We start from the raw sequence: 23,535 nt of genomic DNA, 5'->3' as shown, positions 1-23,535 counted from the left end.
CCCACACAACCCCGGATGCCCCGTGCATCCGGGGTTGTGTTGTTAGCGCAGCGGATCGAATGGGGTGAGGATCTCGGGGGCGATACCGGTCATGATCTGCTCGGTCAGGAGCTCGGCGGTGATCGGTCCGAGCACCATGCCCCACATCCCGTGCCCGCCCGCAACATAGACCCCGGGGGCTCGGGTACGCCCGATCAGGGCGAGGCCGTCGGGGGTCACCGGGCGAGAACCGACCCACTCGTTCGAGCGATCATCCAGGTCGACCCCGCGAAACAGCGGGCGCACCGAGCGGACGATCGCCTGGATTCTGCGCTGCTGCAGGGGTTCGTCGGGTCCGCGAAACTCCATGGTCCCGGCCACGCGTAGCCCGCCGCGGAACGGGGTGCAGGCCACTCGCTGGGTGGGGAAGTAGATGGGGCCCTGCACCGGTTCGGCGGTGGGCACGCTGAACGAGTATCCACGACCCGCCTGAACACGAGTGCGCACCCCGAAGCGTCGGGCAAGATCGGGAAGCCAGGCCCCGGTCGCGATGACCACCGCGTCGGCCGTGTGGACCGAGCCGGAACGGGTGCGTACCCGCACCTCACGGCGGCCCTGGCCACGCTGCGGGTCGATGCGGTCCACCCGTTCGCCGGTCAGGATGGTGCCGCCGTGTTCGCGCAGGACCCGGGCAAGGTCAGCGACGAAGGGCCCCGGTGCCAGGAAGCGCTGCCCGCTCAGCGTATAGACGGCGCTCACCGCGCCGGAGAGTTGGGCCGGGGCGGTGTGGACCCGTTCGAGCGTCACATCCTGTCCGGCTCGGGCGACGCGGGCCAGCTCATCCACAAACCCGCGGGCATCGCGGCCGCGCTCGAAGGCGACGGTGTACGGGGTCGTATGGGTCGGCTCGGCCACCCCGGCAGCGACCAGGCGGTCAAAGGCGTCCAGGGCGAGGGTGTCCAGCGTGGTGAGTGCCGCCATCGTGTGGTCCCAGCGCCGGTGCGTGGCGTGGGACGCAAAGCGGGCGAGGAAGCTCCAGAGGCGGGGGTCGATGCGCGGGGGAATGTGCAGGGGCGCATCGGGATCCAGCAGCGAACGGATCGCGTTCGGCCAGATCGCCGGGTCCGCGAGGGGCATCGCCAGACCCGGGCTAATCCATCCCGCGTTCCCGAGGGAGGAGCCTGCAGCCACTCCCTCACGATCCAGGACCGTCACGGCGACCCCGCGGCGGCAGAGTTCCAGGGCCGTGGCGAGGCCCACCATTCCCGCACCGATCACGATGGCCGAACGTGGAGCACTAAACATGGTTCCTCCTTCCGCACCGAAATCCTCGTCGATTTCGTGTGCCGGGCAGCGCCTTGTGGGCATGTCCCGCCTCCATCCTCGCCGTGCGGGGCGCTGAAAACAAGGGTGGTGAGGCGCTCGGCAAACTTACGGGTTGTCGGCGCTAGGGTTGAGCACTGATGCGCATCCCACACGGGTGTCATCCCGTTTGAGTGTGGGAGAGAAAGGACACGGCTTGCCCTCGACTATGCGTACCCCGTCCGTCCGGCGAATGCTGCGCTCCGTGCCAGCCTTGGCCATAGTGCTCGGTCTGCTGGCCGCCGGGATCTCCTGGATCGGCAGCGCGACCCCCTCATTCTGGTTTGATGAGATCGCCACGCTGATGGCCGCGCGCCTGGGCGGCCCGGGACTCTGGCAATTCCTCCAGCACAAGGACGCGGTGCACGGGCTCTATTACGCCCTCATTCACTTCTGGATTCAGGCGTTTGGTGACTCCTCGGTTGCGTTACGTGGGTTCTCGGCGCTCGCCGTGGGACTCGGCACCGCGGGACTGGTGGTGCTGGGGTCGAAGCTCGCCGGGGTTCGATTCGGGGTGCTCGCCGCGCTGATCTACCTGGTTCTGCCGCGCACCACGTTTATGGGCATCGAGGGGCGCTCCTATGCGCTCGCCGCGGCCATCGTAGTGTGGGGCGTGATCGCGTTGATCTCGGCCGCTCGGCGCAACACCTGGTGGTCCTGGGTGATCTACACGGTGGTGAGTATTGCCACCATCTACCTGTTCATGTATGCCGGGCTGATCCTCGCCGCGCACCTCGCCTACCTCCTGTTTGCGCATCGGGATCGCCGAACGCTGCTGCGCTGGGGAATCTCGGCGCTGATCATTCTGGCGGCCGTGCTCCCGCTGGTCCGGGCCGGGTATGGACAGCGCGGACAGATTGCCTGGCTCTCCGGACAGCCCATCGTCAATGCCTGGACGACGCTGGTGGAGCCGTGGCTGGATGGGTCCTGGCTGCTGGCGATCCTCGTAATTGTGTTGCTGGTGATCGCCGGGCGTCGTCTCCCACAGATCCTGGCCCGGTTTGGTACGCCGCTGGTGGCGCTCGCCGCGGGCTGGGCGTTTGCCCCGCTGATTCTGATGCTGATCGCCAACTCGCTGTTCGGTCCGCTCTACACCTCGCGCTACATGTCGTTCACCACCCCGGGTTTTGCGCTGCTGTTGGCGCTGGCGGTTTCGGTGTTTTCGCGGCGCTGGATCGTCTGGGTATTGGTGGGGGCGATCGCGTTGGCAAGCCTGCCGACCTACGTGGCTCAGCGCGGACCCTACGCCAAGCAGAACGGCGTTGACTTCCTCCAGACCGCGCAGACCATCGCCGAGCACGCCTCACCGGGGGATGCGTTCTTCCTGCAAAATGACAAGACGACCACCATTCGTCCGCGACTCAGCGTCAACGGCTACCCCGCGGAGTTTGCCGGGCTTGAGGATCTTGCGTTTGTGCGCAGCGACCTGGAGAACGGCAACTTCAACGATGTGACGCTGCCGCCGCGCAAACTGGGGGAGCGGCTGCGAGGCGTCAGTACCGTTTGGGTGGCCGGCTCACAGCACACCACCCCGGAAATCAAGGCGATGAAGCGGGAGCTAGCTCGACACGGCTTTGTGGAGCGGGAACGCTACCCCCTCAACCGCACGGTTGTCACCGAATACGTCCGGGAGGAGACCCGATGAGTACCCCTGCACCGATCGCGCCGGTACCTCCGCGCACCTCCTCGGTCTTTGCCTGGATCGCCTTCGTATTTGTGGCGACCCTGGCCTCGATTCCGCGCTACCTGGTGCTGGTGGATCAGGTGCGCACCTCCACGCATAAAGAACTCCTGGCGCTGCTGCGCGACCCGGTGCGCGCCGAGCAGGTCGCAACCCTGAGCGTGGTGGGTGTCGCGGTCTTCTTTGTGATCGTGTTGATCGTGGTTGCCTGCACCGGTAATGCGCTCGAGCGCCGCTTTGCCCGCCGATCCTGGCACCTGGGCCCGGTGGATATCGGTACCGGCGTGGTCACCGCGGCCCTGATGACCCTGCCGGTCCAGTTGGTCTGCGGGATCCTCGGTATCGGCACGGTGCCGCCGCTGGCGATGGTCTACGTCCTGATCGTGGCCGCAATCCTGCCGCCGCTGCTGCTGCGCCCCGAACGTTTGGGCTCTGGGTACGCGGTGACCCTGCCACTCGCGGTCCTGCTTCTGCTGCAGTAACCGCGTCCACACGCACTCCCGCGCACGAGTAAGGTGGATTCAACAACACCCACCCCAGGCTGAGCAGGAGCATAATGTCGCGCAGTGTCAAACTTGCCGTGATTCGCGGAGACGGAATCGGACCCGAGGTTGTAGCCGAGGCGGTGAAGGTCCTTGACGCCGTCGTGGAGGGCTCCGAGCTCAGCATCGACAAAACCGAGTTTTCGCTCGGTGCGGCCCGCTATCTGGAGACCGGCGATGTCCTGACCGACACCGATCTGGAGGCCATTGCGGCGCACGACGCGATCCTGCTGGGTGCCATCGGCGGCGTTCCCGGAGACCCGCGACTGCGCGATGCCAATATCGAGCGCGGTCTGCTGCTCAAGCTCCGCTTCAGCCTGGACCACTACGTGAACCTGCGCCCGACCAAGGTCTACCCGGGTGTTCCCAGCCCGCTGGCGAACGCCGGAGATGTGGACTTTGTGGTGGTTCGCGAGGGCACCGAGGGTCCGTACGTGGGAAACGGTGGCGCGATCCGCGTGGGTACCCCCGCCGAGGTGGCCAACGAGGTTTCGGTCAACACCGCCTACGGTGTGGAGCGGGTGGTCCGCCACGCGTTTGAGATCGCCACCCAGCGTCGCAATAAGCTGACCCTGGTGCACAAGACCAACGTGCTGACCTTCGCCGGTAAGCTCTGGCAGCGCATCGTCAACGAGGTCGCCACCGAATACCCGCAGGTGAGTGTGGACTACCTGCACGTGGACGCGGCAACTATCTTCTTTGTCACCGACCCTGCTAGATTTGATGTCATCGTCACGGACAACCTCTTCGGCGACATTCTCACCGATTTGGCCGGCGCAATCAGCGGCGGCATCGGACTGGCTGCCTCGGCCAACATCAACCCCGACGGCACCTTCCCCAGCATGTTCGAGCCGGTACACGGGTCCGCTCCCGACATCGCTGGGAAGCAGATCGCCGATCCCACCGCGGCGATCCTCTCCACAGCACTGCTGCTTGATCACCTCGGTGCCCCCGAACTCGCTCAGCGGGTTGTGGCCGCCGTGGACGCCGATATCGCCGCTCGTAACGGGGCTACCCGTTCCACCGCTCAGGTGGGCGACGCGATCGCCGCCCTGATCACCGCAGCACAGTAACGTTTGAAGGATTTGAATCATGGCACATGACACCACCACCGCCCCGCTCGCGTTCTCGCACGAGGCCAACACCTCCCCGCGCAGCGCGGAGGAGGTCGCACAGATCCTTGCCAACCCGGGCTTTGGTAACCACTTCACCGACCACATGGTGCAGATCGACTGGACCGTGGAAAACGGCTGGGCCGACGCCCGCGTCATTCCCTACGGCCCGCTGATCCTCGACCCCGCCTCCTCGGTGCTGCACTACGGTCAGGAGATCTTCGAGGGCCTCAAGGTCTACCGTCACGCCGACGGTTCGATCTGGACCTTCCGTCCCGACCAGAACGCCGAGCGTCTGCAGCGCTCCGCCGCCCGCCTGGCCCTGCCGCAGCTCTCGGTGGCGGACTTCGTCGAGTCGGTGCGTCAGATCGTTAAGGCCGATGAGCGCTGGGTTCCCAGCGCCCCGGACACCAGCCTGTACCTGCGTCCGTTCACCATCGCCAACGAGACCTTCCTCGGTGTGCGCTCGGCTCACAAGGCCAGCTACCTGGTGATCGCCAGCCCCGCCGGTGCGTACTTCACCGGGGGTATCAAGCCGATTTCGATCTGGCTGTCCACCGAGTACTCCCGCGCCGGCCGCGGTGGAACCGGTGCCGCTAAGTGTGGTGGCAACTACGCCGCCTCGCTGCTCCCGCAGGAGGAGGCGTACCGCAACGGCTGCGCCCAGGTCATGTTCCTGGACGGCGAGACCGGCACCCGGATCGACGAGCTCGGCGGCATGAACGTGTTCTTCGTCCGCAACGACAAGACCGTGGTCACCCCCGAGCTCACCGGCAGCATCCTCGAGGGCATCACCCGCGCGAGCATCATCCAGCTGCTCCAGGACCGTGGCTACACGGTGGAGGAGCGCGCCATCGGTATCGATGAGTGGCGTGCGGGCGAGGCCGACGGCACCATCACCGAGGTGTTCGCCTGCGGTACCGCCGCGGTGATCACCCCGATCGGCCAGCTCAAGTCCACCGATTTCACCATCGGATCCGAGGACGCCGAGCCCGGCGAACTGACCCTGAGCATCCGCGAGGAACTCACCGACATTCAGTACGGTCGCCGCGAGGACCGTCACGGCTGGATGGTCCGCGTCGACGGCTAATCCAGGCATTCACGACACCGCCCCGGCTCGGAGATTCGAGCCGGGGCGGCGTCGTTCAGGTTTAGGATGGGTGCATGAAGATCGCACGTTTTAGTCACGACAATCGCATCGCCTACGGCATCATCGACGAGACCGAGATCGTGGTCCTCGACGGGGATCCCATGTACGCGGGCTTCGACACCACCGGCGAGCGTGTGCCGCTGGGTGAGGTGACCCTGCTGGCCCCGGTGATCCCGCGCTCGAAGATCGTCGCGGTGGGCAAGAACTACCGCGACCACGTGACCGAGATGGGTGGCGCGGATGCGACCCCGCCGGCCGAGCCGCTGCTGTTCTTCAAACCCAACACCTCGGTCATCGGGCCGGAAAACCCGATCCTGATCCCGCCGATCACGAAGCGCGTGTCCTATGAGGCGGAGCTGGCGATCATCATCGGGTCGGTGGCCAAGAACGTGCCCGCCGCCGACGCCGACAAGGTCGTGTTTGGGTACACCATCGCCAACGACGTGACCGCCCGCGACTTGCAGGAATCCGACGGCCAGTGGGCCCGGGCCAAGGGCCTGGACTCGTTCTGCCCGATCGGCCCGATCGTGGAGACCGAGTTTGATCCGGCCGGCAAGCGCATCATCTCCCGCCTGAACGGCGAGGTGCGTCAGGACGGTGTGCTGGATGACATGATCCACGACATCCCCAAGATTATCGAGTACGTCAGCGCCGCCTTCACCCTGCTGCCCGGCGACATCATCCTCACCGGCACCCCCGCGGGCGTGGGCGAGATGAACCCCGGCGACCGCGTGGAGTGCGAGATCGAGGGCCTGGGCATCCTGAGCAACCCGGTGCGCTAATCCGTCTTTCTCACCGGGCCCCTCCTTCCGCATTCGCGGTGAGGGAGGGGCCCGGTTTGTTGGTTCGAGGGTCATCCGTCGCGCGCCCGTTCGAAAACCGACGCGGTCCTCGGAGGGCACATTCGGCGCTGTTAGCGTCATAACCATGAGGCACATACTCGTCGGGTCCGCGCGGGCCGGTTCGCGATAGAATGATTGCGATGTCTACCTCTCTCTCACACCTCGTAACCACCGCGACCGGCTCCGACATTCGTGTCCGTTTCTGCCCGTCGCCCACCGGTACCCCGCACGTCGGTCTGATCCGCACGGCGCTGTTCAACTGGGCCTATGCCCGCCACACCGGCGGCAAGCTCATCTTCCGTATTGAAGACACCGATGCGGCCCGCGACAGCGAGGAAAGCTACCAGCAGATCCTCGATGGCCTGCGCTGGCTCCACATCAACTGGGATGAGGGTGAGGGCGTCGGCGGCGAGCACGGTCCCTACCGCCAGTCCCAGCGTTCGGAGATCTACGCCGAGGTCATCGAGAAGCTCAAGGCTTCCGGTCACCTCTACGAGTCCTTCTCCAACGCCGAGGAAATCGACGCCCGTAACGAGGCCGCCGGCCGCGCCAAGCAGCTCGGTTACGACAACTTCGACCGCGACCTCACCGAGGAGCAGAAGGCCGCGTTCCGCGCCGAGGGCCGCGAGCCCGCGCTGCGTCTGCGCGTGCCGGACACCGACCTGAGCTTTGACGACCTGGTGCGTGGCGAGATCACCTTCCCCGCCGGTTCGTTTAGCGACTTCGTGCTGGTGCGCCCCAACGGTCAGCCGCTGTACACCCTGGTGAACCCGGTGGATGACGCCCTGATGGGCATCACCCACGTGCTGCGCGGCGAGGACATCCTGCCCTCGACCCCGCGTCAGATCGCCCTGTACTCGGCCCTGATCGAGATCGGTGTCGCCACCGCGATCCCGCGCTTCGGCCACCTGCCCTACGTCATGGGTGAGGGCAACAAGAAGCTCTCCAAGCGCGACCCCGAGTCGAACCTGTTCCTGCACCGCGAGCGTGGATTCATCCCCGAGGGCCTGGTCAACTACCTGGCGCTGCTGGGTTGGGGCCTGTCCGCGGACCGAGACGTGTTCAGCATCGACGAGTTCGTTGCCGCCTTCGACGTGGCCGACGTGAACCCCTCGCCGGCACGCTTCGACCTCAAGAAGGCCGAATCGATCAACGGTGACCACATCCGACTGCTGGATGTGGCCGACTTTGCCGAGCGCACCATTCCCTACCTGCAGACCGCGGGTGTGCTGGGTGCCGAGGTTACCGAGGCCGAGCGCGAAATTTTGGCCGAGGCTGCCCCGCTGGTGCAGGAGCGCATCGGCCTGCTGGGTGAGGCTCCGGCCATGCTCGGCTTCCTGTTCACCGACGCCGCCAGCCTGGACTACCAGGAGGACGCGCTGAAGAGCCTTCCGGCCAACACGACGGATGTGTTGACCGCCGCAATCGCCGCACTGCAGGGTGTGGCAGATTTCACGACCGACCCGATTCAGGAGGCGCTGAAGTCCGCCCTGATCGACGGCCTCGAACTCAAGCCGCGGATCGCCTATGGTCCGCTCCGGGTGGGAATTTCCGGTCGCCGGATCTCCCCGCCGCTGTTTGAGTCGATGGAAATCCTGGGCAAGGCCGAGACGCTGGCGCGTCTCGAGCGTCTGTCCGCACTGCGAGGGGAATAGAAATAATGATGGATGTTGACGTTGTGGTTGTGGGCGGGGGCCCCGCCGGACTGTCCTGTGCACTGAACCTGGTGCGTGCGCGTCAGCGTGTGCTGGTGCTGGATGGAAACCGTCCGCGGCACGCCGCGACGTTGATGTCCCACGGTTTCCTCACTCGGGACGGGGTGCCGCCGCTTGAGCTGCGACGCCTCGCCCGGGAGGATGTGGAAGCCTACGAAAACGGAACCGTGGCCTTCGCCCAGGTCGACAGCATCACCCCGGCGGGGGAGGGCTTTGTGGTCAAGGCTACCGGCGTGCGCGGGGCCGCCAACCACGAGGTGCGTGCGCGCCGCGTGGTGCTCGCGACCGGGCTGACCGAGCGTCTGCCGCAGGTCCAGGGCCTGCGCGCGTTCTATGGCACCTCCGTTCACTCCTGCTTCGAGTGCGACGGCTTCGAAAAGAGCGACCAGCCGCTGCTGATGCTCGGCGAAACCGAGGACCTGGTGCGCCGCGCACTGCACACCTCGCTGTGGTCGAACGATGTGATCGCGCTGAGCAATGGCAGCGACCGCGTTCCGGCTACCGCCGAGGCCGAGCTGGCCGGGGCGGGAATCCGTCTGGATCGCAGGCCTATTGCCGAGCTGGTGGGCGACCGCACCGGTCTGACCGGCGTGCGGTTTGCCGACGGTGAGGTTCTTGAGCGCAGCGCCGGTTTTGTGCGGCCGGAGTGGACCGTCCCGGACAGCTTCCTCGCCGACCTGGGCCTCGAGCGTACCGTCAGTGCCCACGTGGGCCCGGCGGCGGACTCTGTCGACCCCGAGGTGGGTGCGCTGATCACCGTGGATGCCGAGGGTCGTACCAGCGTGCCCGGCGTATACGCGGTGGGGGATATCACCCCTCCCGGTCCGCAGCAGCTGATCGTGGCCGCCGGTGCCGGTGCGCGCACGGCCGCAGCGGTGCTGCGCGACACGCTCGACACGCGCATTCATGCCGTCGATTTGGCGTCCAGCTAAGCCTCGGGCTATTCTAGAAACATCAGCACGGCACTGAGAAAAAGGTTCCGAACTGATGGGGTATGGTGTAATTGGCAACACGGCTGATTCTGGTTCAGTTGTTCTTGGTTCGAGTCCAGGTACCCCAGCAAATCAACTCCTCGCTTTTCGAAGCGGGGAGTTTTTGTTTGTGGCGATGGGGATCTGGCGCTCCCGAGGTCGTTGGTCCTCTTGCGCGAACATCGTCTCAATACAGAACCCCCTCGGAAAGCCGAGGGGGTTCTGTACGTTTCGTGGGGTGGTTAGCGCTGGGCGCTATCCCGAGGCTGCGAGGCTTTTTCGGCTGCGCCCGTGGTGTCGTTCCAGCGGCCGCCGGCCGCCCAGAACTGGCCGATTTCCTCCAGGTCGCGGCCCTTGGTTTCCGGGGCAAAGCGGAGGACGAAGCCAAAGGCAGCCAGGGCGAGGATCCCGAAGCAGAGGAACGTGCCCGAGCCCCCGAGGCGGGTGAGCACCGTCAGGAACAGGGATCCGACCAGAATGTTGCCCACCAGGTTGGCCGAGAGCATCGTGCTCGCCCCGAGCGAGCGCAGGTGCGTGGGCATCGTTTCGCCCGCGTAGACCCACACCAGCGAGCCGAATCCGAAGGAGAACCCCGCGGTGAAGAGCATCAGGCCGATAAAGCCCAGCGTGGTGAGGGCACCGGTGAAGGTGCCGTTGCCGACCAGGAACACGGTGACCAGGAGCGCGTTGGCGAGGATCATGGTGCCGATGCCGATCAGCAGGACCGGGCGGCGCCCCAGACGATCGATGAACGCGAGTGCGAGGAATACCGCGGCTAGGCCCGCCGCCTGCACGAGCGCCGAGAGGCCCAGTTTGGTCACGTCGTCGGTGAAGCCCATCGCCTCGAAGATGCGCGGGCTGTAGTAGACGATCGCGTTGATACCGGTGATCTGCACAAAGAATCCCAGGCCCACGATGAACAGGGTCGCGCGCAGGAACGGGCGGCGCAGCATGTCCCGCCAGGTTCCCTTTTTGTGGGTGTTCATGCTGTCCTGGATCAGCGCCAGCTCGCGCTCCACATCGCCGCCCTCGCCCTCGATGCCGGCTAGGGTCGCGCGGGCCTCGTCGAGTCGGCCGTGCAGCAGATACCAGCGCGGGGTATCCGGCAGCTTCAGCAGGACAAAGGTGATGACTAGGCCGGGGATCGCGGCGAGGCCCAGCATCCAGCGCCAGTTCTCCGAGGGGGCGAGGGCCATGACGATGAGGTAGCCGAGGATGATGCCGATCACGGTTGCCACCTGATACATGACCAGGAACGCACCGCGCGAGCGGGCCGGGGCCGACTCGGCCACAAATACCGGCACCACCACAACCGAGACGCCGATGGTGGCCCCCAGGAGGAAGCGGGCGAGGATCAGCAGTTCGAGCGTCGGGGCCAGGCCGGAGGCGAGCGAGAAGAGCGCGAAGGTCGCGGCGACCCCGACCATGACCGCCTTGCGGCCGAAACGATTGGAGAGGTATCCGCCGAAGATCGCGCCCAGGATCTCGCCAACCACCACCGTGGTGGTCACCAGCTGCTGCTGATCCAGGGACAGGTTGAAATCGGTGGCGAGATAGAGCATCGCCCCACCGATATTGGACGAGTCATAGCCGTAAATGATGCCCACCGTGGTGGCGGCGATGCCGATCAGGAGGGCGAGTCGGGTGGGACGCCGGGTAGCAGGTAACGTCTGCATTGAGAAACCTCGTTTGTGTCGTGAGCCTAATATTTCACTCTGCACTCGACCCTGCCATATTAAACGCAAAATCACGACATTATCTAATATGTCTTATGGCAAAAATGACGGCATGCAAAAGTTCCCCCGGGACCCGTGAGGCCCGAGGGAACAATTGCTAGCTCGCCAGCGCCGCAGTGGGAGGCGTGCGCGCCGCACGAATCGCCGGGTAGAGCCCGGCCACCGCCCCGATCACGATCGTGGCCGCGACGCCGGCGATGATCACCAGCGGTGGCACCGAAACTGGCCACCCGTTGGCGTTGGCAAACACCGTGATCACCACCATGCCGATCCCCACCCCGGCCACCCCACCGAGAGCCGAGAGCAGCAGCGCCTCGGCGAGGAACTGCGAGCGGATGTGTTTTCGGGTGGCACCGAGGGCACGGCGGAGGCCGATCTCTCGGCGACGCTCGAGGACCGAGATCACCATCGTATTGGCGACACCGATGCCGCCGACCAGGAGCGCAACCGAACCGAGTCCCACCAGCAGCCCGGTGAAGGCGGTGTCGGCGGCGTTCTTGGCGGCCAGTGCGTCCGATGGACGCGAGACCTCCACCTCCTCGGGGTTCTCGGGGTTCACGGCCCGGGGGAGAAGGGCGCGAATCGCATCCACCGACTCATCCGAAGATCGCTCATAAATCGTGGTGGGGTTCTTCTCCCAGCCGAGCGTCTCAATGGCCGTATGTTCGCTGAACATCGCCATCGTGTCGAGCTCGGGGGCCAGCGGCACCGGGTCCAGCACACCCAACACCGTGAACAGCTGATCGTGAATCCACACCTGAGTGCCCGGGGTGACCACGCCCAGTCGCTGCGCTGCCTTGGCCCCGAGGACCACCGTGGGGTAGTTCGCGGTGGCTTCGTTGAACCAGTTTCCGGACTTCATGCTCGCCTCGGTCACATCAAGCAGGGTGTCCGATACGGCCGCGGCGGTGATGCCACCGGACTGCCCGGAGTCGATTAGCCGGCTGCGATAGCTTTTGATTCCCTCCAATTCTGCCAGCCAGGCGGTTTTTTCCACCCCCTCGATGCGGGAAACCTGCCCGGCGGCGGTCTCGGGGAGTTTTGACTGGTCGCCGAACAGCGACTTTCCGGCCCCCACCGTGAGCATATTGGTGCCCAGTGAGCTGAGTTGCTCGTTGAGTTTCGCCTGGCTCGAGGTTGAGATGCCCACCACCGCGATCATCGCGGCGATACCAATCGCGATACCCAGTGCCGACAGGACCACCCGGGTGGGCCGTGACTTGAGGCCCGAAGCTCCCAGGCGCAGCACGTCCTTGCGCAGGAGCCGCGAGCGGGTCTTGGCCGGGAGTGCGCTCACCTGTTCCTGTGCGGTGCGGCGGCGTTTCATGGGGTGTCCTTACTGTCGGAAACCACGCGACCGTCACGAATCATGATCCGGCGCGGGAGTTTCTGGGCGAGCTCCACGTCGTGGGTGATGACCACGATGGTGGTTCCATCCCGGTTGAGCTCATGCAGCAGCTCAACCACGCTGGCCCCGGAGGTCTGGTCGAGGTTACCGGTGGGCTCATCGGCCAGCAGCAGCGGCGGACGGGAGACGACCGCTCGCGCGATGGCCACCCGCTGCCGCTCACCACCGGAGAGCTGGGAGGGCTTATGGGTTGTGCGGTGACCGAGCCCCACCCGGGTGAGCGCATCGCTCGCCCGGCGTCGGCGCTCCCGCAGACCCACTCCGGTGTAGAGCAGGCCGTCGGCCACGTTGTCGATGGCGGACACCCCCTCGGAGAGGTGGAACTGCTGGAAGACAAACCCGACCCGGTAGGCACGTAGCGCCGAGAGGGCGTTATCGCTCATTCGGGCGACGTCGGCGCCGTCGATCAGGGCCGAGCCCGTGGTGGGCCGATCGAGGGTCCCGATCAGGTTCAGCAGGCTGGACTTGCCCGACCCACTCGGCCCCACAATCGCCACCATCTCGCCGGCCTCCACGATCAGGGAGACCCCGTCCACCGCGCGCACCGGCGGGCTTCCGTGTTCCCGGGTTACGTGGTTGAGTTCGATCACGTGTGCACTCATAGTTTCGGAATCACCACCTGGTCGCCCTCTTTCACGCCGTCACCGGTGATTTCCACCGAGCCTCCGGCGAACAGGCCCGGGGTTACGGAGACCTTCTTGGTGGTGCCATCGGCGTTGAGGATCTCGACCGAGTAGCCGTCCTTCCCATCCGGGGTCAGGGCCCCGACCGGGACCACGAGCACGTTTTCGGCGCTCTTGGTGGGGAAATCGATCGACACCGCGGCCTCCTGGAGGCCTGCCCCGGCCGCGGGATCATCCAGAATGATCTCCACCGGAATCACAGTGCTGGCCTTACCTCCGCCATCGCCTCCGCCATCACCATCTCGGCTGATGGGGGTGCCCACCGATGCAATGGTGCCGGTGGTTTTGGTTCCGTCGGGTAGGTTGACGGTGACCTTGCCATCCACGGTCGCGATGGACTGCTGGGCGAGCTTGAGGTCGGCGGTGATCTTCCGGCCGAGTCCGGTGATGGTGAGGATCGGTTTTTCGCCCCCGGCCATGCTCCCAAGCACCGTCTCCACTGAGTTCACCCGAACATCCTCGGGCTCAAAGACGATGGTGCCCAGCGCAATGGTTCCGGTCTGCTCCAGGCCCAGCGATTTCTGCCACTTCTTGATCGCGGTTGTGGTGGCCGCGGTGAACTTCTCATCCGGGGTTCCCCCAAAGAAACCCAGGTCGGCAAGGCTCTGCTCGAGCTGCTTGATATCCGGACCTTTGTCCATATCGGCGGCAAAGTCGCGCCAGGCGGGGATACTGCCACGCATCAGGGTGATCGGCTTATTGTCCACTGAGAACAGGGTCTGGCCCAGTCCGATGGTGGCACCGCCCGCGGGCAGGCCGGTGATGATGCCGGCCAGGGCCGTGGCCAGGTCTCGAGCTTCGCCGTGACCCAGCTTGCCCTGCGCGGTAATGGTTTCCTGGAGGGTCTGCCGAACCACCTCGGTGGTGGGCGGCGGCGCTGCGGGTGGCGGAGGATCGGCGGCGGCACTGCCGCCGCGGAAGACAAAGAATGCTGCTCCGGCGCCGATCGCAACCACCGCGGCGAGCGAGATGATGAGTCCGAGCCGCTTGCGGCGTGAGGCTGGGTGTGTGGTTGCTCCCATTAGTTGGCTCCGATTCCGGCTTCCTTATTGCACTTGTCGAGCACAGCCTTGTCGGCGTTCTGCGGGACCGTGATCGCGTTGGGGCGGTCGCTGTCGGGGACATCGATGCCGTTGTCGCGCAGGCACTGCGAGAACTTCAGAGCGGCCTCGTTGACCTCCTCCTTAGACTTCTTGTTGGCGCCTGGTGCCTCGCCCACCTCCTTCATACATTTTTCTGAATCTGCCAGATAGGCATCCAGCTCGGGGCCTTCCTCCAGGCCCTGCATTGCCTGCCCGGGCTCGGGCATATCGTGGCCGAGCTTTTCCATGCAGCCGTTGAACTTCAGGACCCACTCCTGGTACTGCTGATCGGTGGTGCCGCCGCCGTTGCCCGCGGCGGGCTTGCTGTCGCCGCCGGCCTCGGGGGATGGGCTGTTACCCGAGGAGCCTGCGCTACATCCGGCCAGGAGTGCGATGCTCAGCGGGATGACCGCCAGTGCGGCAGCCAGGCGGGTTTTACGGGTGAAAGGGATGGTTTTCATGGTGAATCTCCTCGTTGGTTGGTGCGTTCGGGGTGAACGTGATTCCAGTACAGCCGAGGGGGTGTTCAGGTGATGTCAATAAAATAATTGATGTTTTTTTTACATCTAATGTGCTTAAATATTTGCATATCAGATGATCGCATCGGGCGATTATCGCAACGTCCGGAAAGGGGCGCACCGATGCGAGTATTGATTGTTGACGATGAGGAGCTCCTGGCTCAGGCCATCCACGAGGCATTCCGACGCGAGATTATCGCCGCGGACATCGCCTACGATGGCGCCACCGCGCTCGAGATGGACTCGGTCAACGAGTACGACGTTGTGGTCCTGGATCGCGACCTTCCGGTGATTCACGGAGACCGGGTCTGCGCCGAGCTCTCGGCCGCCGGATCCCGCGCTCGCGTGCTGATGCTGACGGCCTCGGGGCGGTTGACCGATAAGGTTGAGGGCTTCCGACTGGGTGCCGATGACTATCTGGCCAAGCCCTTCGCATTCCCCGAGCTGATCGCCCGGGTGCGCGCACTCGGTCGACGTACGGCCGAGGCGACTCCGGTGGTCTATGAGTATCACGGAGTGCGTCTGGATGCCTTCCGTCACGATGTGTTCCGCGACGGCACCTATATTCGTCTGAGCAAAAAGGAGTTTGCCATTCTGGAGGTGCTGATGGCTGCCGATGGGGCGACCGTGAGCGCCGAGCGCATCCTGGAAAAGGCGTGGGATGAAAACGTGGATCCCTTTACCAACTCGATTCGGGTGACCCTCTCAACCCTGCGGAAGAAGCTGGGTCAGCCGGGGATCATCGAAACCGTGTCGGGTGTGGGCTACCGAATCGCGGCCCCCGTTGAGTAGCCCCGCCGCCGCACCCAAGCCCTCGCTGCTTTCCTGGCGACCGCGGGTCACCGCGCGTGCTCGACTCACCATTGTGTTTACCTCGATGCTGCTGGGCTGTGGCTTGCTGATGATGGGTGCGCTCTATGCGGTCATGAAGTATGTGCCGACCTATGCCATTACCAGCGCCGTCACCCCTAATAGTTTCAAGCCGAGTGATTCGAACATCGCCCCATTGCAGACGCCCCCCGCTCAGGTGCCTGCTTCGCCGAACCCTGACGATGGCAAAAATGGCTCCGTGGTGGTGCGCAGTGTGCACGACCTGCTCTCGGTGCTGCTGGAAAGCTCCGGTGCGATCCTGGCCGTCGTGGTCCTCGTGGGTGGGCTAATTTCCTGGATCGTGGCCGGTCGCCTGCTGCGTCCGGTGCACGAGATTACCCAGGCTGCGCGCAAGGCTGCCGAAGGGTCGCTGGATCATCGAGTGGGACTGACCGGTCCCCGGGATGAGTTTTCCGAACTCTCGGACACCTTCGATTCGATGCTTGCCCGGTTGGAGCGCTCCTTCGCCGAGTATGAGCGCTTTGCGGCCAATGCCTCGCATGAGCTCAAAACCCCGCTGGCCACCACGCAGGCACTTCTTTCTCTCGCCGCTGATAGTCCCGAATCCACCGACACCAGGCTGCTGATCTCGCAGCTGCAGGACACTACCGCGCGCAGCGTGGACACGGTGACTGCGCTGCTTGAGCTCGCCGAAGCCGCCCACGGGGAATTGCAGACCGAGGAGGTCGACCTGGGCAAACTGGTGGGGGAGTGCGCCCTCGGACTGCGCGCCGAAGCGCGCGCCCACGGGGTGTTTGTCGAGACCGAGTGCCCGGTGGGCTACGTGGTGGAGGTCAATCGGATCCTGCTCTCGCGGCTCCTGGATAACGTGCTGAATAACGCCGTGCGCCACAACATCGATGGTGGGAAGGTGACGGTGGAGCTGATTCGACAGGACGGCATCGTCCGCCTGATCGTGGTCAACTCCGGCGCTCACCTGGGCGCAGATGAATTGGAGCGCATCACCGAGCCCTTCTATCGTGGTGCCGGCCGGGTGCGGGTACCCGGGCAGGTGCGCGGTAATGGACTGGGGCTTGCGCTGGCCTGCAACATCGCCCGCGCACACGGGACCGAGCTGGTGGTGCGAGCCAACCCCGACGGCGGACTGATCCTGGAAATGGAGCTGCCATTGGCGATGGCGAAGGCCAAGTCCAAGGCCGAGCTGGCGCGGGTCTAGGGCGGCAAAAATCCGACAAATCCAATTGGTATATTAGATATTTACAGTGTCTCTCGGTTAGTATGGGGGCATGCCCGTGCCCAAGAAACCCAGTGTCACCCCGCGGTTGCTCCTGCGTGATCAGGTGTATGACCGCATCCTCAACGCGATCGTTTCCGGCGAGTTTGAACCCGGACGCACGCTCTCCGATAAGGAGCTGGAGGTGTGGCTGGGTGCCTCGCGCACCCCGATTCGCGAGGCTCTCGGGCGCCTGGCCAACACCGGGCTGGTCGAGGTACAGCCGCAGAAAGCCACGCGGGTGGCCGAGATCGACCCGGTACAGTTCGGCGAGATGATGGAGGTGCTCGGCGCGCTCTATGCCGCCGCAATCCGCGAGGTCGTGCCACTGCTCACCGACGCCGACCGCAAAAAGCTCACCACCCTGCTGAAGAAGCTGGTCGGCCCGGCTGGGCGCAAGGCCGAGCAGGCCCCGGTCATCCTGACCGAGATTTTTGAGGTCTACATCACCCGCTATGACAACCGGGTGCTGCTGCGCCAGCCCGCCCGGTTCGATCCGCACGTGCAGCGCATCCTGCGTACCCACAGTGACCGGATCAGCCGCACCTCCACCTACGATGCGATTCGCGAGATGGTCGAGGCCACCCTCGCCGGGGACGCCCTCGAAGCCTCCCGCGCCGCCTCGCGCTACTTTGCCTCCGAGGTGAGCGACTTCCATGACCAGATCCTCGCGGCCAACGCCGCGGCCCCTGCCCTGACCTCGGCACCCACAGAGAAGGCCTCCTAATGCCCCGCACCGGACGCGCCCCGATCCGTCGTCGCCTGCTGCGCGACGAGATTTACGACACCATCCTCAACGCGATTCTCGACGGCACCCTGGAAGCCGGCGAGCAGCTACACGATGAGGAGCTACTAACCTGGCTGGGAACCTCGCGTACCCCGATCCGGGAGGCCCTGAACCGTCTGGCCGAAAACGGTATCGTCGAGCTGGTTCCGCATAAGTACACGCGGGTGGCCCCGCTGGACTTCCGCAACATCAACGAGGCGATCTTCACCACCGGAGTGCTCCACGAGCACGCTGCCCGCAAGACTGTCGGTTCGCTGAGTACAGAGCAGCTGGCCGCCTTACAGGGCTTCGCCGAGGATGCTCGTGCGTGCCTGGACGAGGATAACCTCGCGGGTCTGGGGCCGGCGATCCGCGACTTCTTCCTGGTGTTTGAAAAGGCCACCGGCAACCAGATCATGGTTGAAACCGTGGAGGGGCTCTCGCTCCAGCTGTTGCGTTTCCTCACCCCGCGGGAGGGCCTGACCGGAGTGAATGAGATCGTCGATCAGCTTGAGGCCATCAACGCCGCCGCCCACACCGGCGATGCCGAGGCCACCGGGGATCTGATCTATGCGATGTACGAGCCCACCCGCCGCAACTTCATCGAAACCTTCCGCGGTCAGGATTAGCGCCCCGTATACAAATCGCCCGCCCCGGGAACGGGACGGGCGATTTGTGTCTGCGCTATGCGGTGGGCAGGGGCAGCTGGAAGACGGTTTCGATCGCGAGCTCGGCGGCGATTGAGTCGCCCGCCTGGAGCGCTGTAATCAGCGCCGGGTAGCCAGCTTCGAGGGCGGCCCAATCGGTGCTCTCCACGTTGCGGGTAATGGTGAGCTGATAGCCAAGACCGTCGATGCGGTCCTGGGTTGCGGCCACCAGGATCCGGTTCGGGCAGTACTTGAGGAACAGGTGCACCATGTCCCAGCCCAGCGTGCCGTGGGCATCGTAGTCGCGGGTGGGCAGGGTTTCGGCGGCGGCCTGCACGGACGTGATCAGTTCTGCGCGCTGAGTGTCGGTCAGCTCGGCCACGGTAACCCGAACCACACCGCCAACCAGCGCACCCAGGGTCTGCATGATCTGGGTGCGGTCCTCGGGACGCGGTTTGGCCACCCGGGTGTAGCGCTGCGGAGCCATTTCGATCAGGCCGTAGCGGGCCAGGTCGTTCAGGGCGTCACGCACCGGGGTCCGAGAGATGCCCAGCCACTCCTGCAGCTCACCGTCGTTGAGGTTTTCGCCGGGCTTCAGGGTGCCGTCCAGAATGGCAGCACGGATCTGTTCCGCGGCGGACTCACGTAGGGATTTGCGGGCGACCGGGGCGCTTCCGGACGTGATGGGCATGGTGCCTCCTCATGGCAGGGGGTTACTCGATGGAGTAGAACGATCCTATCGGAGCGAGCCTGTACGCACGCCCCGGGGCGCGCGGTACTCGCGCCCCGGATTGCATTAAATCGGCGAGCTGCCAGTGGTGGGATGGAGCACTTCGGTGGTGCTGGACTGACCGGCGAGCCAGCGGTTGATGCGCTCAGCCGCGCGGCCCAGTGTTCCCTGGAGCGACTCCACCTCGGCGGCCACGTATGCCTGATAGGCGGGCTCGCGTACGGTGCGCACCTCGGCCAGCAGCTCGTCGGCGCTGTGCCCCACGGTGATCGGGGATCGTGCACCGGTGACGCTCAGCCAGAAGTCATCACACTTGGAAGCATAGGACAGCGCTACCGTGGGCACCCCGAGAGATACCGCGGCCACCGCACCGTGCAGGCGTTCGGAGATGAACAGCCCACAGCGGGCGATCTGTCGCATGGTCGCCTCCACATCGCCTTCGAAGGTGATGACCTCGGCAAGGGGACCCACCATTCGGGCGAAGCGTTCGGCACCCTCACGGTCGGAGCTGGAGAGCGCGAATACCTTCACCCGATCGATCCTCTCGGCCATGCTGATCCGGCGCAGCGCCTCGGCCACCACGTGCGGGTCAAAGCGGGACTCGGGATCCGCGCCGAGCGCCACACCGATGGTGGTCTCGTCGCGCTCCTCGCCAGAGAAATCGATTAGCGCGGGATAGAGCAGCGCGGGATCTCCAATCACCGGGGTCGGCATCCAGTTAGCCGCACACTCGCGGGCCGTCAGCGGTCCGCGCACACCCATCAGCGCGACGCCGGAGAGGTCGGCCCAATCGGACCAGCCCTGCTCCTGCAGGCCCAGCGCAAACGTGTCGGTGGACTCGGCAGCCCCGGCCCCGGGGATCAGGATTCCGGCGGCATCGTAGGCCAGCTGTGCGCGCCGAGCGTGCCCGGCCCAGTTGGCAAAGCCCACGGTGGTTCCGCCGCCCAGGAGCACGAGGCGTTCGGCACCGGCGGTGCGCATCCGGTCCATCGCGACCCGGGGTGCCTGGGACACATAATCGCGGCGGCTGAGCGGCGCCGAGAGGGAGAGGTCGTCGGTGAGGGCCGCCTGCCAGGTGTCGCGCAGCAGGTCGTCGCCGAAGTTCATGAAGCCGTGCCAGCCGAGATACACCAGGCGGCGAGTGGGGGTGGTGGCCATGGGATGCTCCTAGCTGTGGGTGGTGCGCGGATGGCGGTCCGCGGCGGCGAGTTTGGTGAGGGTGTCGAGCAGGGGAATCAGGGCCGCGTCGATCTGGGCGGCCATCGTGCGAAACGCGGTGTCGTCCAGGCCAAAGGGGTCCAGCACGTCGTCGTCCGCGGGATGAGCGGCCTTCGAATCGGTACGGTGTCGCAGGGCGAGCGGGGTGAGTGCGCGCCAGCGGGCGGGAATGTCGGGGGCGGCGAGGGCGTCATTCAGGTCTTCGGCGGCGGGGGTTCCGCAGGTTTCCAGCAGGCGCGCAAACTCACGCAGGGTGAAGGTGCGACGCAGGGCCCCGGGAACCAGGTCCAGTACATCGGCACGGTGTTCACGGGCGAGGCCCAGCACCAGGTCGGCGTCCTGCACCATCGAGGTGGTGAGCTGGCGGGCGACGGGACCGGCGGCGGGGATGCCGCGCTCGCCGAGGATCCGTGCGGACCCGGCCTCCATCGGGCGGCCCACAACCGCGCGGGTGCCGGCGCTTGTCACGCGAAACACTCCCGGGGCGATCCGGTCGGCCATCGCCTGCAGTGCTCGTTCGGCGTACGGAGAGCGGCAGATGTTGCCGGTGCAGACCACCAGCACGTTCAGCGGGGTCATACGATCGCCTCATTGTGCCGAGGTGCGCCGGCGGTCGCGGGCTTGCGGATCGGACCGGCCGGGGGCTTTGCCTGCGGGGAACCCGGCTTCGAGCCCTTCTTCGCGCGGCGTGCGGACTTACGCATCTCGCGGCGGGAGGGTTCGATGGTGTCCTGATAGCCGTAGGTGGCGTAGGCGCTGGCGCGCTGCGGCATCCGGTTGAGGGCGACCCCGAGGATGCGAGCACCCACGCCGTCGAGGTTATCCAGGCCCGCGCGCAGCTCCTCGTTGTGCAGGCGGCCGTCAAGGGTCGCGACCATGAGCACACCCGAGGTGATGGTGGACAGCACGGCCGGGTCGGTCACCGGCAGGGTGGGCGGGGCATCGAGGATGATGGTGTCGTAGTGCTCCTCGAGGTCTCGCAGCAGCGTATTCATGGTCGCCGAGCCGAGCAGCTCGCTGGGGTTTGGCGGGATCTGCCCGGAGGTGAGCACATCGAGCTTGCTGCGGTTGCCCACCGACTGGATCGCATCGGCCACGTCCACGCGGCCGGCGAGCACGGTGGTCAGACCCACTGTGCCCTCCAGGCCCAGGTAGGTGGCCACGCGGGGGCGGCGCAGGTCTGCGTCGATCAGTAGCACGCGGCCGCCGCCCTCGGCGAGCATCAGTGCCAGGTTGATCGAGGTGGAGGACTTGCCCTCACCGGGCAGGCTCGAGGTCACCACCACGCTCTGAGAGGTGTGATCGAGGTTGGTGAACTGCAGCTGGGTACGCAGCTGGCGGAAGTTTTCGGCGCGCACACCGTATGGGTCGGTGAGGATCGCCAGCGGGTCATCGTCCAGGCCCGGCTCCTCGGCGATCACGCCGAGAATGCTGGCATCGGTGATGTTGGTGACGCCCTCGCGGTTTCGGATTCGGGTGTCCAGGAGTGAGCGCAGCACCGCGTAGAGCACGCCGATGGCGCCGCCCACACCGATGGCCATCAGCAGGTTCTTTTTGATGTCGGGGGAGGACTGCACGGTGGGGACCACGGCCTCCTCGGCCACGCTCATCTTGATCAGCGAGGTGGAGGCGGATCCCTCAACCACCTCAACCTCGGAGACGAGGCTCTCGGCCACCGCATCGGCGATGCGCTTAGCTAGTTCGGGATCGGGGTGGGTCACGGTGATGTTGATCAGAACCGTCGTGGGGGGAGAGGCCGCCGAGATGGAGGCCTTGAGCTGGTCGAGGCTCATCTTCAGGTTGAGCTTCTGGATTACGGGTTCCAGCACGCGCGAGCTGGTGGCCAGGCTCACGTAGGAGGAGACACGGCGCTCGGAGAAGGAGTTTCCCTGGGCGAGGTCGCCTACCGAGTCACCGCCACCCACCGAGACAAACAGCTGGGTTTTGGACTGGTACTGCGGGGTCGCGACGGCGGTGGCGACACCGGCGATTCCGCAGGCGATCACGATGGCGATCACCACGGCGATCCAGTGACGGCGTACCGCCGCTATGTAGTCGGTGAAGTTCATTGCTGGGCTCCTGGTGATCTGCTGGGCTGTTGTGAGGGATGTCTTGGTGGGAGGCGGGGGAGGCGCGGGATCTGGCGTGCCATCTAATATTTCGATGGCCGGGGGAGAATTCCCTCGGACGGGGAAAATCCGAGGGAATTCAGGGGACTAGCGGGTCTTTGCTTCGTTCTGCTCACCCTTGTCGTCGATCTTGGGGGTGTTATCGGTGGTCAGGGTGTTGGCGCTACCGGTGATGGTGGCGTTCTGCACGGTGGTGCCCTGAATGTCGTTGATCGCACCGTTGACGGTGAGGTTGGTGGTGGCACCGATGTGGATGATGCTGTTGCTGGCCTCGATCTTGATGGTCTCGCAGTCGGGCACGGTCACGTCCACGTTGTTGGTGGTGATCGTGGCGACGCCGTTTTCACACTTGCCCTCGACCTTTTCGATCTCCTCGGGGTTCGAGGGGTCCTTGGCCTCTTCCTTCTTGGTGTCGGCCGAAGCCGATGCGGAAGCGGAGGGCTTGGCGTTGTTCTTGTCCGGGGCGTCGGCGCTGCAGGCGGCCAGGCCGGCGATCAGGCCGAGTCCGGCCAGGGTGGTCACGATGGTGCGGGTTGCGGTCTTCATGGGGTTCCTTACGGGTAGGGGCCGGGTGGCTCAGTTCGGGCTCGGAGAAGGGTTGTGTCCGTCCCACTATGTTCTAACAATCTGATATTTCAGAACATGAATGAGTCTGTCACAAATAAAGACTAAGCGCAACACCATCTAATATTTTACTCTCACTTTTTTGCGATTGTGTCACCGTGATCGGGCTGTGAAACACAAAACTGGGGGCGGGATTACTCCCGCCCCCAGTCGTGGGTGTGTCGAAACGACTATGCGCTCGTGACTAGTTGGCCTTGACCGTGAAGGTCAGGTCGGTGTGCTTCATGTCGCCGTTGAGCTCCTCCTGGCTGACGCGGAAGGTGTACTTTCCGTTGGCCAGTTCGAAGGTTCCAATGGCTTCCCAGGTTCCGTCAGAGCGGACAGTGGTCGATGCTACCGGGCGGCTGGTGCCGTTCACGGTGATCTTGGAAAGCGGCTCGCCCTTGCCGGTGTAGGTCACGGTCTTGGTGGAGACGGTGCCGTCCTGAGCGGGGGTCGTGACGGTGACATCCGAGGAGGTGCCGGTGCGGACCTTGAAGGACACGGTGTCGCGGCTGGTGGCGGCGCCGCCCACGGGGGTCTGCTCGACGTTCAGG

General features: G+C 65.3%; 23 protein-coding genes and 1 tRNA gene. 12 read left to right on the top strand and 12 right to left on the bottom strand.

Annotation, left to right across the window (positions count from 1 at the left end; translation table 11 throughout):
• Positions 1-42 precede the first annotated feature (42 nt).
• Positions 43-1,284 (bottom strand): NAD(P)/FAD-dependent oxidoreductase, encoded by a 1,242-nt coding sequence (locus tag D9V34_RS00120; RefSeq protein ID WP_121686951.1) that lies wholly within the window; start codon positions 1,282-1,284, stop codon positions 43-45.
• A gap of 262 nt (positions 1,285-1,546) precedes the next feature.
• Here D9V34_RS00120 and D9V34_RS00115 point away from each other — a divergent pair, with 262 nt between their 5' ends.
• The 8 genes from D9V34_RS00115 (at position 1,547) to D9V34_RS00080 (ending at position 9,443) form a co-directional block, all read left to right on the top strand.
• Positions 1,547-2,986, top strand: a complete 1,440-nt coding sequence (locus D9V34_RS00115) for a glycosyltransferase family 39 protein (protein WP_183091779.1) — start codon at positions 1,547-1,549, stop codon at positions 2,984-2,986.
• The gene (locus D9V34_RS00110) at positions 2,983-3,504 is read left to right on the top strand and encodes a hypothetical protein (RefSeq protein WP_121686949.1); all 522 of its coding nucleotides are present in this window, start codon (positions 2,983-2,985) and stop codon (positions 3,502-3,504) included. Before D9V34_RS00115 ends, D9V34_RS00110 begins: the two co-directional genes overlap by 4 nt.
• Before the next feature lie 74 nt (positions 3,505-3,578).
• Positions 3,579-4,637, top strand: coding sequence for a 3-isopropylmalate dehydrogenase (locus D9V34_RS00105; protein WP_121686948.1), 1,059 nt, complete (start codon positions 3,579-3,581; stop codon positions 4,635-4,637).
• 19 nt (positions 4,638-4,656) lie between these two features.
• Positions 4,657-5,766 carry a branched-chain amino acid aminotransferase gene (locus D9V34_RS00100; RefSeq protein WP_121686947.1) on the top strand — a complete coding sequence of 370 codons (1,110 nt, stop codon included), beginning with the start codon at positions 4,657-4,659 and terminating at the stop codon, positions 5,764-5,766.
• Positions 5,767-5,840: 74 nt separating this feature from the next.
• The gene (locus D9V34_RS00095; RefSeq protein WP_121686946.1) at positions 5,841-6,608 is read left to right on the top strand and encodes a fumarylacetoacetate hydrolase family protein; all 768 of its coding nucleotides are present in this window, start codon (positions 5,841-5,843) and stop codon (positions 6,606-6,608) included.
• Between the two features lie 200 nt (positions 6,609-6,808).
• Positions 6,809-8,323 carry a glutamate--tRNA ligase gene (gltX, locus tag D9V34_RS00090; RefSeq protein WP_121686945.1) on the top strand — a complete coding sequence of 505 codons (1,515 nt, stop codon included), beginning with the start codon at positions 6,809-6,811 and terminating at the stop codon, positions 8,321-8,323.
• Between the two features lie 5 nt (positions 8,324-8,328).
• The gene (locus tag D9V34_RS00085; RefSeq protein ID WP_121686944.1) at positions 8,329-9,315 is read left to right on the top strand and encodes an NAD(P)/FAD-dependent oxidoreductase; all 987 of its coding nucleotides are present in this window, start codon (positions 8,329-8,331) and stop codon (positions 9,313-9,315) included.
• Between the two features lie 56 nt (positions 9,316-9,371).
• Positions 9,372-9,443: transfer RNA gene (locus tag D9V34_RS00080), tRNA-Gln, on the top strand.
• A gap of 153 nt (positions 9,444-9,596) precedes the next feature.
• Here D9V34_RS00080 and D9V34_RS00075 read toward each other — a convergent pair.
• From D9V34_RS00075 to D9V34_RS00055, 5 genes are all read right to left on the bottom strand, one after another.
• Positions 9,597-11,030 (bottom strand): sugar porter family MFS transporter, encoded by a 1,434-nt coding sequence (locus D9V34_RS00075; RefSeq protein ID WP_121686943.1) that lies wholly within the window; start codon positions 11,028-11,030, stop codon positions 9,597-9,599.
• Between the two features lie 157 nt (positions 11,031-11,187).
• Positions 11,188-12,417, bottom strand: a complete 1,230-nt coding sequence (locus tag D9V34_RS00070) for an ABC transporter permease (RefSeq protein ID WP_121686942.1) — start codon at positions 12,415-12,417, stop codon at positions 11,188-11,190.
• Complete coding sequence (locus D9V34_RS00065; protein WP_121686941.1) at positions 12,414-13,100, bottom strand: ABC transporter ATP-binding protein; 687 nt, start codon at positions 13,098-13,100, stop codon at positions 12,414-12,416. The genes D9V34_RS00070 and D9V34_RS00065 overlap by 4 nt, the downstream gene beginning before the upstream one ends.
• Entirely contained in the window at positions 13,097-14,203 is a 1,107-nt protein-coding gene (locus D9V34_RS00060; protein ID WP_121686940.1) for a peptidoglycan-binding protein, read from the bottom strand. The genes D9V34_RS00065 and D9V34_RS00060 overlap by 4 nt, the downstream gene beginning before the upstream one ends.
• Positions 14,203-14,724: a hypothetical protein gene (locus D9V34_RS00055; protein ID WP_121686939.1), complete on the bottom strand. Its 522-nt coding sequence runs from the start codon at positions 14,722-14,724 to the stop codon at positions 14,203-14,205. The genes D9V34_RS00060 and D9V34_RS00055 overlap by 1 nt, the downstream gene beginning before the upstream one ends.
• A 180-nt stretch (positions 14,725-14,904) precedes the next feature.
• Between D9V34_RS00055 and D9V34_RS00050 the strand changes: the two genes are divergently transcribed.
• The 4 genes from D9V34_RS00050 to D9V34_RS00035 all read left to right on the top strand — a co-directional run bounded on the left by D9V34_RS00050 (position 14,905) and on the right by D9V34_RS00035 (position 18,280).
• Positions 14,905-15,573: a response regulator transcription factor gene (locus D9V34_RS00050; RefSeq protein WP_121686938.1), complete on the top strand. Its 669-nt coding sequence runs from the start codon at positions 14,905-14,907 to the stop codon at positions 15,571-15,573.
• Positions 15,566-16,828 carry a sensor histidine kinase gene (locus D9V34_RS00045; protein ID WP_121686937.1) on the top strand — a complete coding sequence of 421 codons (1,263 nt, stop codon included), beginning with the start codon at positions 15,566-15,568 and terminating at the stop codon, positions 16,826-16,828. The genes D9V34_RS00050 and D9V34_RS00045 overlap by 8 nt, the downstream gene beginning before the upstream one ends.
• 70 nt (positions 16,829-16,898) lie before the next feature.
• Positions 16,899-17,612: a GntR family transcriptional regulator gene (locus tag D9V34_RS00040; protein ID WP_121686936.1), complete on the top strand. Its 714-nt coding sequence runs from the start codon at positions 16,899-16,901 to the stop codon at positions 17,610-17,612.
• On the top strand, positions 17,612-18,280 hold the full coding sequence (locus D9V34_RS00035) for a GntR family transcriptional regulator (RefSeq protein ID WP_121686935.1): 669 nt from the start codon (positions 17,612-17,614) through the stop codon (positions 18,278-18,280). The genes D9V34_RS00040 and D9V34_RS00035 overlap by 1 nt, the downstream gene beginning before the upstream one ends.
• Before the next feature lie 55 nt (positions 18,281-18,335).
• Here D9V34_RS00035 and D9V34_RS00030 read toward each other — a convergent pair whose 3' ends face one another.
• The 6 genes from D9V34_RS00030 to D9V34_RS17680 all read right to left on the bottom strand — a co-directional run.
• Entirely contained in the window at positions 18,336-18,989 is a 654-nt protein-coding gene (locus D9V34_RS00030; RefSeq protein ID WP_121686934.1) for a GntR family transcriptional regulator, read from the bottom strand.
• Positions 18,990-19,094: 105 nt separating this feature from the next.
• Entirely contained in the window at positions 19,095-20,186 is a 1,092-nt protein-coding gene (locus D9V34_RS00025) for a polysaccharide pyruvyl transferase family protein (RefSeq protein WP_121686933.1), read from the bottom strand.
• A gap of 9 nt (positions 20,187-20,195) precedes the next feature.
• Entirely contained in the window at positions 20,196-20,825 is a 630-nt protein-coding gene (locus tag D9V34_RS00020) for an arsenate reductase/protein-tyrosine-phosphatase family protein (protein WP_121686932.1), read from the bottom strand.
• A complete protein-coding gene (locus D9V34_RS00015) occupies positions 20,822-22,315 on the bottom strand; it encodes a tyrosine-protein kinase domain-containing protein (protein WP_121686931.1) in 1,494 nt (497 codons plus the stop codon). Before D9V34_RS00015 ends, D9V34_RS00020 begins: the two co-directional genes overlap by 4 nt.
• 147 nt (positions 22,316-22,462) lie before the next feature.
• On the bottom strand, positions 22,463-22,921 hold the full coding sequence (locus D9V34_RS00010; protein ID WP_121686930.1) for a DUF3060 domain-containing protein: 459 nt from the start codon (positions 22,919-22,921) through the stop codon (positions 22,463-22,465).
• A 262-nt stretch (positions 22,922-23,183) separates the two neighbouring features.
• Positions 23,184-23,535, bottom strand: a 352-nt coding sequence (locus tag D9V34_RS17680) for an Ig-like domain-containing protein (protein WP_183091778.1), incomplete at its 5' end; no start/stop codon positions are given.

It is taken from the genome of Mycetocola lacteus (assembly GCF_003667575.1).
Taxonomy (GTDB): Bacteria; Actinomycetota; Actinomycetes; order Actinomycetales; family Microbacteriaceae; genus Mycetocola; species Mycetocola lacteus.
The sequence above is the reverse complement of the archived record's forward strand: the minus strand, read 5'-3'. Positions and strand labels throughout refer to the sequence as shown.